This is a genomic window from Neopoerus faecalis (assembly GCF_029218125.1).
GTDB classification, from domain to species: domain Bacteria; phylum Bacillota; class Clostridia; order Oscillospirales; family Oscillospiraceae; genus Oscillibacter; species Oscillibacter faecalis_A.
Window position 1 is genome coordinate 192,019 of sequence record NZ_JARFXX010000005.1, and the last position, 11,837, is coordinate 203,855.

At 48.1% G+C, this 11,837-nt stretch carries 13 protein-coding genes and 1 pseudogene; 12 read left to right on the plus strand and 2 right to left on the minus strand.

Translation table 11 applies throughout. The features are described 5' to 3' along the window. The first annotated feature begins 125 nt into the window (after nucleotides 1-125). The 9 genes and pseudogenes from PY311_RS08065 to PY311_RS08105 all read left to right on the plus strand — a co-directional run bounded on the left by PY311_RS08065 (nucleotide 126) and on the right by PY311_RS08105 (nucleotide 7,636). The gene (locus tag PY311_RS08065; protein WP_286148165.1) at nucleotides 126-470 is read left to right on the plus strand and encodes a PrgI family protein; all 345 of its coding nucleotides are present in this window, start codon (nucleotides 126-128) and stop codon (nucleotides 468-470) included. After that, nucleotides 463-2,790: pseudogene (locus PY311_RS08070) on the plus strand (VirB4-like conjugal transfer ATPase, CD1110 family). The gene PY311_RS08065 and the pseudogene PY311_RS08070 overlap by 8 nt, the downstream one beginning before the upstream one ends. A gap of 78 nt (nucleotides 2,791-2,868) precedes the next feature. Further along, nucleotides 2,869-4,746: a C40 family peptidase gene (locus PY311_RS08075; protein WP_286148166.1), complete on the plus strand. Its 1,878-nt coding sequence runs from the start codon at nucleotides 2,869-2,871 to the stop codon at nucleotides 4,744-4,746. Nucleotides 4,747-4,840: 94 nt separating this feature from the next. Further along, nucleotides 4,841-5,176, plus strand: coding sequence for a hypothetical protein (locus PY311_RS08080; protein ID WP_286148167.1), 336 nt, complete (start codon nucleotides 4,841-4,843; stop codon nucleotides 5,174-5,176). After that, entirely contained in the window at nucleotides 5,176-5,511 is a 336-nt protein-coding gene (gene vapD / locus PY311_RS08085) for a VapD family protein (RefSeq protein WP_286148168.1), read from the plus strand. The genes PY311_RS08080 and vapD overlap by 1 nt, the downstream gene beginning before the upstream one ends. 259 nt (nucleotides 5,512-5,770) lie before the next feature. Continuing rightward, nucleotides 5,771-6,238 (plus strand): hypothetical protein, encoded by a 468-nt coding sequence (locus PY311_RS08090; protein ID WP_286148169.1) that lies wholly within the window; start codon nucleotides 5,771-5,773, stop codon nucleotides 6,236-6,238. Between the two features lie 32 nt (nucleotides 6,239-6,270). Further along, entirely contained in the window at nucleotides 6,271-6,723 is a 453-nt protein-coding gene (locus PY311_RS08095) for a hypothetical protein (RefSeq protein ID WP_286148170.1), read from the plus strand. Nucleotides 6,724-6,786: 63 nt separating this feature from the next. Next, on the plus strand, nucleotides 6,787-6,957 hold the full coding sequence (locus PY311_RS08100; protein WP_286148171.1) for a hypothetical protein: 171 nt from the start codon (nucleotides 6,787-6,789) through the stop codon (nucleotides 6,955-6,957). 142 nt (nucleotides 6,958-7,099) lie between these two features. Beyond that, on the plus strand, nucleotides 7,100-7,636 hold the full coding sequence (locus PY311_RS08105) for a hypothetical protein (protein ID WP_286148172.1): 537 nt from the start codon (nucleotides 7,100-7,102) through the stop codon (nucleotides 7,634-7,636). A 279-nt stretch (nucleotides 7,637-7,915) separates the two neighbouring features. On the opposite strand, the gene PY311_RS08110 is transcribed toward PY311_RS08105, so the two are convergent. Both PY311_RS08110 and PY311_RS08115 read right to left on the minus strand, forming a co-directional pair. Then, nucleotides 7,916-8,821 carry a hypothetical protein gene (locus PY311_RS08110; RefSeq protein WP_286148173.1) on the minus strand — a complete coding sequence of 302 codons (906 nt, stop codon included), beginning with the start codon at nucleotides 8,819-8,821 and terminating at the stop codon, nucleotides 7,916-7,918. After that, nucleotides 8,818-9,375, minus strand: coding sequence for an RNA polymerase sigma factor (locus PY311_RS08115; RefSeq protein WP_286147411.1), 558 nt, complete (start codon nucleotides 9,373-9,375; stop codon nucleotides 8,818-8,820). Before PY311_RS08115 ends, PY311_RS08110 begins: the two co-directional genes overlap by 4 nt. A gap of 459 nt (nucleotides 9,376-9,834) precedes the next feature. Here PY311_RS08115 and PY311_RS08120 point away from each other — a divergent pair, with 459 nt between their 5' ends. From PY311_RS08120 to PY311_RS08130, 3 genes are all read left to right on the plus strand, one after another. Then, nucleotides 9,835-10,359: an RNA polymerase sigma factor gene (locus PY311_RS08120; protein ID WP_286148174.1), complete on the plus strand. Its 525-nt coding sequence runs from the start codon at nucleotides 9,835-9,837 to the stop codon at nucleotides 10,357-10,359. Beyond that, a complete protein-coding gene (locus tag PY311_RS08125; protein ID WP_286148175.1) occupies nucleotides 10,356-11,078 on the plus strand; it encodes a DUF4367 domain-containing protein in 723 nt (240 codons plus the stop codon). The genes PY311_RS08120 and PY311_RS08125 overlap by 4 nt, the downstream gene beginning before the upstream one ends. A 577-nt stretch (nucleotides 11,079-11,655) precedes the next feature. Further along, on the plus strand, nucleotides 11,656-11,837 hold a 182-nt coding region (locus PY311_RS08130; RefSeq protein ID WP_286148176.1), incomplete at its 3' end, for a hypothetical protein.

Sequence of the window (11,837 nt, forward strand, 5' to 3'; positions counted from 1 at the left end):
AAACCTCCTATATTTGGTACTTCTATTATCTCATACCTCAAAAATTGTGTCAAAAAATCGAAAAATAAATCAATTCAGAAGAAATGCGGCTCAATTTGAGACACATTTCGACAGGAGGCAGATATATGGAAATTAAGATACCAAAAGAAGTCCGACAGCACAGCGAGACGATTTTCTTCGGCTTGTCTACCCGGCAGTTCATCTGTGCGGTACTGGCCGTAGGCGTTGCTATCGGCACCTACTTTCTGACGAAGGGAGCTATTGGCAAAGAAACCGCCAGCTGGGTGTGCATCGTGGCCGCCGCGCCGCTGGCCGCAGCTGGCTTCTTTCACTATAACGGCCTGACCTTTGAGCAGTTTGTATGGGCTGTTATCAAGTCACAGATTTTATGTGCAGGACCGAGGGTGTTCCGCTCTGAAAATCTGTACTGCAAAATTCTGAACGAGAAGGAGAAAAACATCTATGATTAAGACGCTGATTGCCGCTGACCGCAGTGAACGGGAGCGGTTCAGGATTCCCCGGAGCGTCCAGCAATCCATCCCCATCCAAAAGATCTATCGGGACGGTATCTGGCAGACCGGCGGCAAGTTCAGCCGCACCTGGCGTTTTGCGGATATTAACTATGCACTGGCCTCCCATGACGATCAACGGGATATGTTCACTTCCTACTGCGGTGTGCTGAACAGTCTGCCTACGGATGCCACCACAAAAATCACCATCAACAACAGACGGTTGAACGGCGCAGACTTTCGCCGCAGTATCCTGATGCGGGAGCGTGGGGACAGTCTGGACGGTTACCGCAGGGAGTACAACAGCGTCCTGACCGACAAGGCCGCAGAAAGTAATGACCTCATTCAAGACAAGTACATTACGGTTTCGGTGCCCCGGAGAAGCATAGAGGAGGCCCGCACCTTCTTCCACCGGGTAGACGCTGACCTTGGGAAAAATTTTGGGCGCTTGGAGAGCGCTGCAAAAGCACTGGATAATCAGGAGCGTCTGCGAATCTTCCATGATTTCTTCCGCCCCGGTGAGGAAGAGCATTTCCGCTTTGATCTCAGTGATGCCATGAAGAAAGGGCATGACTTCCGGGATTACATCTGCCCAGATGGGCTGTGCTTCAAAGCAGACCACTTCGAGATGGGCGGCAAAGTTGGCCGTGTTCTGTTTTTGCGGGACTATGCCAGCTACATCAAGGACGAGATGATTTCTAAGTTGTCTGATTTCCCGCAAAACCTCATGCTGTCCATCGACATTCTCCCTATTCCCATCGACGAGGCCATCCGGGAGGTGCAGAGCCGTATCCTCGGCATCGAAGCGGATATTGCTCGGTGGCAACAGCGCCAGAACAGCCGCAATAATTTCACGGCCAGCATCCCCTATGAGCTGGAGTAGCTGCGGGCGGAGACGAAGGAGTTTCTGGATGACCTGAGTACCCGCGACCAGCGGATGATTTTTGCCAATGTCACCATCGTACACATGGCGGACACGCTGGAGCAGCTGAACACCGACACGGAGACGCTGCAAGCGATTGGGCTGGAGCAGGCGTGTCAGTTCTCCGTTCTGCGATACCAGCAGGAGGACGGGTTGAATACGGCTCTGCCCTATGGCCTGCGCCGCATCAAGACCACCCGCACACTGACAACTGAATCTACCGCCGTTTTAATGCCGTTCCGCGTTCAGGAGATCCAGGATGCGGGCGGTATTTATTATGGCGTCAATGCCGTAAGCAAAAATCTTTTGATCTGCAACCGAAAGAAGCTGCTGAACCCACACGGCTTTGTGCTGGGCGTATCGGGCAGTGGCAAGTCCTTCAGCATGAAGGAGGCTATCACCTTTATTGCCCTCTCTACCAATGACGATATTATTATGATCGACGCCGAGCGCGAGTATGGCGAGCTGACGCGGGCACTGCAAGGGGCGGTGCTGGAAATCTCTCCATCCAGCCCGCACCACATCAATCCGCTGGATATTAACCGGGGCTATGGAGCCGGGGAGAACCCGGTGGCTATGAAGTCCGAATTGATGATGAGCATTTGCGAGCAGCAGATGGGTGTCGGTCAGCTGGGGGCGTTCCATAAATCCATCATTGACCGTTGTACCGCCAATATCTATCACGATTTCATCAAGAGCGGCGGCGAAGGCAGGATTCCGACTCTCCCGGATTGGCGCAACGAGGTCAAGCGGCAGCCGGAGCGTGAAGCACAGGAATTGGCCCTTGCATCGGAGCTGTTCGTGGAGGGCAGCTTGAATATGTTTGCCCATGAAACCAATTTTGATATTGATAACCGTATCGTCTGCTTTGACCTCTACGAGATGGGTGAACAGCTCAAGCCCACGGCGCTGAATGTGGTGCTGGAGACGATCCAGAACCGCGTGGCGGCAAATCGGCTGGCCGGAAGGTACACATGGGTATTCGTGGACGAGGTGTATTTGTTCTTCAAGTATTACTACTCCGCACAATTTCTCTACAAGTGCTGGAAACGCTTTCGCAAGTACGCCGCTGCCATGACCGCCGCCACGCAGAATATTGAGGAATGTCTGCGCTCGGAAACGGCCCGCTTGATGCTGGCCAACAGCGAGTTTTTGATCCTGCTCAATCAGGCGGCAACTGACCGGGCGGAGCTGGCGAAGCTGCTGCATATCTCGGAAACGCAGATGAGCCATGTGACAAATGTGGAGGCCGGTCACGGCCTTATGCGGATCGGCAGCTCCATCATCCCCTTCGTCAATGAGTTTCCCCGTGACGGCGCCCTTTATCGCCTGATGACCACAACGCCGGGGGACAAATGAGCATTGTCGAAATTCGTCTCAAATCGAGACACATTAAGGGGGTGTACCGGATTGCCGGAATTTAAGGAGAAGCCTAAAATGGGCCAGCCCAAGAGCAAGCGTGCCGCTATGCTTGATCCCCACCACCGGGCTATGGTGCTGAAGGAGAAGTACCGCCAGCAGTTGGCGGAGCGTCAGAAACCGGAATCAGACAGTGCGGAAACACAGGCTGTCGATGAAGTGGAGGGTGCTGCTAACTGGGCGGTGGACACGGTGCAGGATCGTGCGGCGCAGGTGCCGAGGGTAAGGCAAAAACCGCCGATAAAGGAAAAATCGTCTGCGAGTATTCCGCGTGAGCGTAAAGCAAATGAGCAAACCGCCGCTTCGCGGGAACCCCCTGCAAGATACACAGTGCCTAAAAATAAAAACTTCTTGGAGACTTCTTCCGCTGAAGAAGCAAGGCCACTGGATGAGAAGCAGCAGTTTGAAGCACGTCGCCAGTTCGTAGCGGACAAGCAGAAGAGCAAGCTGCTTTCGGAACGGCGGGCCGTTCATTCTGTGGAGGAGCCGCCTGCTTTCTGTGACGCTGAATGGGAGCCGGTTTCACCGTCAAAGACGGATACGCCGAAGTACGGCACTTTCAAAGAGAAGAAACGGTTTGCCGTGAACGATCATAGCAGAAGCAAGCCAGAAAAGTCCCTGCCTGCTCCAAAGGTTAAGCGTACATCCTTCAAGACTGCGGCAAAGCCGATATCAGCAGCACCGAAAACCGCTTCGCAGCAACAGATCCACCAGACTGCGGCACAGGCAAAAAAGACCGCCAAGACAGCGGTAGAGCTGTTCAAGCGGGCAGCTGGGATGCTCCGCCGTGCCGCCGCTGCCTTGATCTCCGCACTGGCCGGTTTCGTTGGCGGCACGGTGGTTTTGGTGGCGCTGGTGGTCATTATCATCATCGCGGCTGTGGCAAGTTCCCCCTTTGGGCTGTATTTTGCGGCAGAGCGTAACGCACCGGATACTGTGTCGGTAGCTGAGGCCGTGGCGCAGGTGAATATCGCCTACAACGCCAAGCTGGAGGAGTTGCAGGCCGGAGACTATGACAGCATCGACATTCAAGGGCAGACCCCGGACTGGCCGGAAGTGCTGGCTGTCTTTGCAGCTAAAACCGCAGGCACGGATAATGGCGTGGATGTGGCCACGCTGGATGCTGACCGGGTAGCCCGCCTGACCGCCGTATTCTGGGATATGACGAAGATCACCTCTTGGGTGGAGACGATAAACCATCCCGGAAGTGGAGACGATGATGGTTGGACGGAGTACATTTTGCATATTACCATCACGCCGAAAACAGCGGATGAAATGCGGACAATCTATGTATTTACGAAGTACCAGAATGAAGCCTTGGACGAGCTGTTAGCAGACCGGACCACGCTGGCTTCGCTGGCCTCCAGCCTGACCATCACCAATGCGGATGCAGAGGAAGTTCTTCAGAACCTCCCGGCAGACCTTTCCCCGGAGCGCCGGGCGGTCATCCAAAATGCTCTGATGCTTTACGGAAAAGTTTCGTATTTTTGGGGCGGGAAATCACTGGTGCTTGGCTGGGACAGCCGCTGGGGGCAGCTTCGTCAGGTCACAGCCGCAGGCAGCTCCACCACCGGCACCTATCGGCCTTACGGACTTGACTGCTCAGGTTTTGTCGATTGGGCCTTTTACAACGCCACGGGCGGCAGCTACATCATCGGACATGGCGGCGGCGCCACCATGCAGCACTCGTATTGCACTGATATTTCATGGTCGGATGCACAGCCCGGTGACTTGGTGTTTTACCCGGACAATTCCCATGTCGGCATTATCTGCGGCAGAAACGAGAATGGAAATCTGTTGGTGATCCACTGCGCCAGCGGCGCAAATAATGTGGTCATTACCGGCACAAGTGGTTTCATTTCCGTTGCGCGGCCGGATTACTTTTCAGATAATTGACTTTTTTCGACGGAGAAATACATTGCAAATCGAGGGGGTATCCTATATACTATGAATATAAAAAGAGCATTTTTGGCCGACAGGAGGAGATACCATGCTGAAGCTGGAAATCAAATTTAACGATGCTCAGATGCGAGCGGAGCATAAGTATGCTCCGGAGTCTATCTATGCCGCGTTGGACAAATCCTTCACCAAGTATGGTTTTCGCAGAGAAACGCTCTCTGATGGGACGATCTGCTATTACGGAAATGGGATGCCTCGTGACTACGGTACTTTTGGCCGGCTCATCACCACTCTGAAGGACAAAGAATGGTTTATGGCCTACCTTGTCAAATGGCTTTGGTACAATAGTGATGACGGTGAAAACGAAACAGACTTCACTGTGGAGGATGTTCTCTATCACTATGCCCACCGTGAGAGCGCTGCATAATGGCGAGGAAAGAAGCCAAGCGTTTTAAGGCTCTCTACTTTGATTTGCGAATCAAGGATTTGGAGGAATACTACTCCAAAACTCGGCCAAAGGGCGCTTACGAATTGATAAAAAAGTTCCTGACGAACCGGAATTTTTCCCATGAACAGTATTCCGGCTACCATTCCCGTTACAAAACAACGGATTTGGAGATATTCGATCTGATTCACGATATGAGCGATACTTTCCCGTGGCTCCAGCACTGCGTCAATCACTTTGAAGTGACCAACGTGGGGACTAACCATGATCTCATGGGGCTGTTCGTTGAAGAAGTCGAAGATCCCGTCAGTCTGTGATTGCTGTCGAAATGTGTCTCGAATTGAGACATATTATTTCAGGCTCACGCTACCGTACCCGGTGGCGTGAGTCTGATTTTATTATGGATGAATTGTCGAAATGCGTCTCAAACGGAGACGCATTTTGCAAGGATATTTCCCCTGTTGATATTCTTGTTGATGGATTTTATTGCAACTGCTTTTGCGGTATGGTACGATGAATCCAGACAGGCAACATGAACACGGCTTCTATATGTACTGGAGGAGGTGTAAACGGCCAATGGCATACGATAAAGAAAAACGATATAGCATAGAAACCATCAGCATTTATTATAAGAACGCCAATGATATGGTGATAATAGGATGCTTCAACGATCCGCATGGACCAAGAAGAGAATGTGGTCAGCCCTATGTAATTAGGGAATCTGTATCTCCCGAAAAACTTGGCTCCATTCTCAGTAATCTCTATGATAAGTGCTTGCAATTCTCGAAAGACGATTTATCCAAGCAGCCACCTCCGTTTACACAGGCTACAGGCATAAAAAGTTGGACTAAATTCGCCAAAGGACGGAAAGTAATCAATATTGAGTGGAATCATAATGGAAACGTACTCCTCGAACGATGGAAGTGGTATCCAGATGGCGGGTTTGGGCCTGATGAATTGAGTAAGCATATAGAAATGGTTGCGGCAGGTAACTTTACAACTGAGATGGGAAATGCTGTTTTTTCTTTAATTGCTCAATCATAGGAAAATCGTAATTTCAGGGGGGTATAAAGCGTATGGCTCACTTGAAACCCAAGCGGTTACTTCTTATCGGCCTAATTGTTATCATCTTTTGTGTGCTTGCGGCGATGACACCTTTGGGAGCGCGGACCGCTATGATGATCCGGTTCCAGGTTGCAGAACTGTCAGCCGACGATTCTAATGACGAATACAACATGGATTTAGGGCGCTTCTATGTGCGGAATCAGAAAACGATTCACAGCCTGAAACGGATGCTTTTCCGAACTTCATGTGAAAGAAAATCCTCGCAGGAAAGCGGTTGCACATCCGAGGCTCCAAGTTACTATTTGGGGGAACGATGCTTCGGCGTTGATGTGTTCTATGACTATCAGTTTGGGCCTGTCAGATACCTTTTTGTGTTCAAGGACTCTGATTACCGTGCTTGGCGCGCCTATATTGATTCCGTATACCATTCCGGAGGAACGGGAACTGGTATGGTGATAGACTGACCTGAATAATCAGGAGATGTAGTGTCCTTCCGTCGATATTATCTTTTTGATTAAGGAAACTTTATGAACTGGAAAAATGAAGTTTTAGGTATTATCCATGACGTTCCGCGAAAAAGAATACTGCCTAAGGAACCAAAGGAAAGAAGAAAAACCATCCGAATTTATTTGGCTGTTATGATAGCATTTATAGCGCTGTCATGGCTCATAACCTTCATTGGTCACTTGCTTGGCTGATAAAGTAAAGACGTAAGATATGGGAAAATTATCCAGTGACGTGGAGACCTCCTCCTGCGTCGGACTTCAATATTACGAAAAGGCCTGATGAATTATAAAACTATTACAAGGAGCCATTCATATCTTTACAGAACGGCCAGACTTGGCGGCAAAATCAATATGCCGGGAATTGGCGAGGAAAGATGACGTCGGTTTTGGCTGCGAGTATGTTCCGGAATCGACAGTAATTCAATACCCACACGCTGTATCATATTTTTGCCATTTAGGGTTGGCCTATGACTATATTGCACAGATATATTCCAAGAGACGCCATGCCCCTGTCCTTGTGAGCATTGTTGGTCGAATGGCCGGGTATGGAGTGACAGAATCTCAGGCTCTTAGACTGTACTGGGGATTTGATGGGGAGTGTATTTCAAGCATTGAAACGATGAGTGATGGAAACACCATTACAGTACATGAAGAAGAGCTTGATGTACTAAAAACGAAGTTTGGCAACTTGCTTCCCAACAATTCAGTCCTGTTTTCAGCTCTCGGAAAAGAACCGCCTATAGATATTTCACTGAAGCTATCAACCGAACTTGGAGTGTTTCTGGGCAGTACAGCATTGGATGACCACCTCAAGAACCTGACTCTAAAAAAGCAGTTTGAACACGGTAAACTATATATTAACAACGATTAAACGCTTTTCAGAGTTATGAACGAAGCAGCCGTACATACCGCACGGAACGGGCAATATAGAACAGAAAACCATGCAATCATTGAAAATACAGACACTGTCGAAATGAGTCTCAATTCGAGACTCATTTCGTCTATATGCGTTCACCGTAGATTTTGAAGCGTCTTTCTGATTTTCAAAACAGTATGACCATTAAAGAGCTTAGAAAGAAATAATTCCATGCAAGAAAGCCAGGGCGGATAAAATACGCCCTGGCTTCTCATTATTATGTGTATATTTTGATTATTCATTTGCCAGCAAGGACAATACTTCCTGTAGGGCTTCTTCTGATAGAACCGCGCTAACCCCGCTGATGCCAAAAATCTGTCCCGATTGCGAGTTCATATGGTATGATTGTCCATCTACGATAAAAACGAGATCAACAGGAAAACTTGCATCTTCAATGTCATATTTTTGTGTCTTAATTATCTGTGAAATACTTGTTGAAGCAGCTTCATCAAGTACCACCGTCTTAACTACATCTTGTCCGTCAGGTGTCATTTCACCAAGATATTTAACATAAACTGTGCCTTTTACCCAGTTTGTCTGATTCAAGCTATTGTCGGTAAGCCAGTCTGAAAGAAGAATTTTTATTTGTGGTATGCTGTCATATAAAGAAAGGTACTCATCGGCAATTTTGGCATTCCCAGAATCATATTGTACATCAGATGCCAATACCAAACGAAATGTATGCGTGGCCGTTGTGGCAATCGTATACCCTGGTTGAGCATAGGAAAAATCCATCGGGAATTGTCCATCAATACATTCAACCCAAAATAGAGAGCCCTTTAAATTCGTTCCGTTATCAGTTTCTTCCTCTCTCGCTGCAAGGCTATATACTTCGATATCACCATCATCGAAAATATCATAGCCGTATTTTCCAGCCCATTCGTCAGGTAATATCAGCGAAATTCCAAAATCACTAATATCAATGCTCTCTTGGCTTTTTTCAACATAGATTTTCTCAGCAAAGGCCAATGCGCCTACGCTAAAGCTGCAAACCATTAGGGCGATAACGGCAGCAATCGTTGCAAGCTGCCGGATACTTCTTCTCCGGTGTCCCCGTCTATAATTTGGCATCTGTTCAGCTTGCCGGATCAGTTTATCGTTCACATTTCCGATTCTGTCAGAAAACTGCCTTTCATTCATAGGTCAACACCCTCGCTTTCTAAATAGCTTCGCAACTTTTTCCGTATGTTGAACAGCATAGATTTAATTTTACTCTGGCTATACCCTGTGCATCTGCAAATCTCCTCAATCGAATCAAAATACCAGTATCGGCATAAAAAAATGTTGCGCTTTTCTTCCCCTATCTGACAAAGGAATGTGTCGATAAGCTGCTCGATGCGCCGATTTTCTGCTTCACTTTCAACATACTCCTTGCCAGAAACACAGTCACCAAGTTCTTCAAATGAACAAATCGCCTCTGGCTTTCGCTTTTCTGCGGAGAGGTATTCATACTTTTTCAGGGCAAGATTTCTGGTAATTCTACTTGCGAATACGGAAAACGGTGACGGCCTTTCTTTGGGAATGGCATTCCATAAGCCTAAATATGTATCGTTCACACATTCCTCGCTGTCCTCATGGTTTAGTAGGATATTGCTGGCAATGCGAAAAAAGAGCTTTCCGTATTTTGAGGAGGTTTCTGTAATGGCATCCTCGTTCCTCTCCCAATATAGCCCAATGATTTTTTCATCTTCCATAGGCGTCCTCCGCTGCGGCACGATGTTCTAAAATTGCTTTCACTATATAACTACGGATACCCCAGATTTGGTTGCAGATATTATACCATGAACATAAAAAAAATCTATTGTTCGACAGCTGCACAACAAGGAGGGAACATCTTTCGAGATGTTCCCCCCTCTTTTATAGCGGCAGTCCATACCGCACGGAACGGGCAATATGGCACAGAGAACCATGTAACCATTGAAAATACAGATATTGTCGAAATGAGTCTCGATTTGAGACTCATTTCGTCTATATGCCCTCCCCGCAGATTTTGAATTGTTGGAGATTCGCGGCGCTTCATGCTATACTGATGGTCACCGGAAACCGCTCAAAAATTTTTTTATTTTTTTTGAAAATCGTGTAAGAAATGGCGCGGCTCGTGCGTCTATATAGCAGAAACCCCAAAAAGCTACATAAAAAAGGTGGTGGAGCTGATGCTGGCGATCCTTTTAGCCGCATTGGAAAGCGAAGCAGACAAGCAGAAATTCACGGACATTTACGAGCAGTATCACCCGCAGATGGAGCAGACGGCGCTCCGCATTTTGAAGAACCAGCATGACGCCGAGGACGCCGTGCAGAACGCATTTATGCAGATCATCCGGCATTTTGAAAAAATTGATGAAATTCCCTGCGAGAAATTGCCCTTCTGGATCGTCTGTATTGTGAAGAACGAAGCAGTCACGATTCTGCGGAAAAATCAGCGGACGGTGCAGTTGGAGAATTGGGACAGCTTTGCGGCTGATGCGGAAAGTGTGACGGACTATCTGGGACTGGTGCAGCTCTTTTCCAGGCTACCGGAGACCTACCGGGCGGTGCTGGAAATGCGGCTGCTGCTGGGGTACACCGGAAAAGAAATCGCCCGACACCTTGCGCTGTCAGAGTCGGCGGTCAACACCCGGATATTCCGTGGACGCGCGCTGCTTCGGGAAATCGCGGAAAAGGAGGCGTTTTACGCATGACAGATCAGGAATTGGATACCTTGATGCGGCGAGTTCTGTTGGATTCTTTGAAACTTGACGCGGAAAGCGCGGCCAGCGGTGAACTGGCCTTTGAACCGACGCCCCGGTATCAGCGGCAGATGGCGGCGATGGTGAAGGACCCGCTGAAATGGGAACGCAGGCGGGCACGGCCACTGTGGAAGAATGTAGCGCAAAAGGCCGCTGTGATCCTGCTGGTGTTTTCGCTCAGCCTGGGGAGCCTCATGGCAGTCAGCCCCACGGTCCGGGCCGCAGTGGTACGCTGGGTTACGGAATGGTATGAGACACATATTGTTTATAGGTATTCGGGAGAACAAATCACTGGCGAAATGCCGCAGTATGAGATTACCGATCTGCCGGATGGGTATGTCGAAGATTCGGAGCAAAATATTAGTGAAGACGATTTTGTGTGTAAGGTCTATTACAACGAAGAAAGTGATAGATCGATATATTTTGATTATGCCTATATGCAACAGGGAACCGCGTGGACCTATGTGACTGAGGATGCTGAAAACATTGCAGTTACAGTGAATGGCTTGGAGGGAGAAATGTTTTTGACTGATGACTGGGAAAACTCACGAAATACCATTACGTGGTTTGACCCGCAAACCAATATCCAGTTTTCTCTCAATGCAAACGTTGACCAGGATGACATTTTGCACATAGCTGAAAGCGTTTCTTTGGTAAAAACGGAAAAATAAAGAAATCTGCAAAAACGTGTAAGAAAGCCCCTGTCACCTGCGTCTTGAAAGTAGAGAGCCAGAACCTATATGAACTCGCAATCGGGACAGATTTTTGGCATCAGCAGTGTTAGTGCGGTTCTGTCAGAAGAAAACCTACAAGAAGTATTGTCCTTGCTGACAAATGAGTAATCAAAATAAGCACATATTACCGTAATTCTAACGATGCAAAAAGAAAACTGTTTTTCTACTTTGAGATTGCTTACTATTTCTGGAAGCTACTATTAACAACTGATATCGGAACGAAAGTAATGTCCTTTGAAGAACTTTCTGTGGAAGTAGTTGACTCTATGTCCATTCCGAGCATGACTCGAGCAACCAGTCGAATCGAGTGGAACATTTCTCCTGATACGGTTATGAAAGCAGATACAGCATACTCTTTGGAGGCAGACGAGATTGTTACAATAAATTGCACATATTCACCAAGAACAGCCAATCTTGACTTTGGATTTATCACTCAAGATGATACATTCCATTTTAACCAACTGAATTATGCATGCAGTGAAAGGAGCGTATTTTCATAAAAAAGTTTTTATCCATGACCATGACGCTTATTATGTTGATGGCCCTTGCTGTTCCTGCGTTTGCCGTTAACAAAGAATCAGATTCGAACTCGGAAGCAGAAGTGCAGGAAGAGATTTTGGAGAGCGCGAGCGAATTTGCATATTTAGATGCAGATAAGGCTACTCCGGAACTAAAGGAAAAAATTCTGGAAGCACG

What these genes read in the sequence shown, in the direction of transcription:
- PY311_RS08090 (WP_286148169.1), top strand. Translation starts at nt 5,771, where the DNA reads ATGGCATACGATAAAGAAAAACGATATAGCATAGAAACCATCAGCATT.
- PY311_RS08115 (WP_286147411.1), bottom strand. Translation starts at nt 9,375, where the DNA reads ATGGAAGATGAAAAAATCATTGGGCTATATTGGGAGAGGAACGAGGAT.
- PY311_RS08080 (WP_286148167.1), top strand. Translation starts at nt 4,841, where the DNA reads ATGCTGAAGCTGGAAATCAAATTTAACGATGCTCAGATGCGAGCGGAG.
- PY311_RS08120 (WP_286148174.1), top strand. Translation starts at nt 9,835, where the DNA reads ATGCTGGCGATCCTTTTAGCCGCATTGGAAAGCGAAGCAGACAAGCAG.
- vapD (WP_286148168.1), top strand. Translation starts at nt 5,176, where the DNA reads ATGGCGAGGAAAGAAGCCAAGCGTTTTAAGGCTCTCTACTTTGATTTG.
- PY311_RS08100 (WP_286148171.1), top strand. Translation starts at nt 6,787, where the DNA reads ATGAACTGGAAAAATGAAGTTTTAGGTATTATCCATGACGTTCCGCGA.
- PY311_RS08095 (WP_286148170.1), top strand. Translation starts at nt 6,271, where the DNA reads ATGGCTCACTTGAAACCCAAGCGGTTACTTCTTATCGGCCTAATTGTT.
- PY311_RS08065 (WP_286148165.1), top strand. Translation starts at nt 126, where the DNA reads ATGGAAATTAAGATACCAAAAGAAGTCCGACAGCACAGCGAGACGATT.
- PY311_RS08110 (WP_286148173.1), bottom strand. Translation starts at nt 8,821, where the DNA reads ATGAATGAAAGGCAGTTTTCTGACAGAATCGGAAATGTGAACGATAAA.
- PY311_RS08125 (WP_286148175.1), top strand. Translation starts at nt 10,356, where the DNA reads ATGACAGATCAGGAATTGGATACCTTGATGCGGCGAGTTCTGTTGGAT.
- PY311_RS08075 (WP_286148166.1), top strand. Translation starts at nt 2,869, where the DNA reads ATGGGCCAGCCCAAGAGCAAGCGTGCCGCTATGCTTGATCCCCACCAC.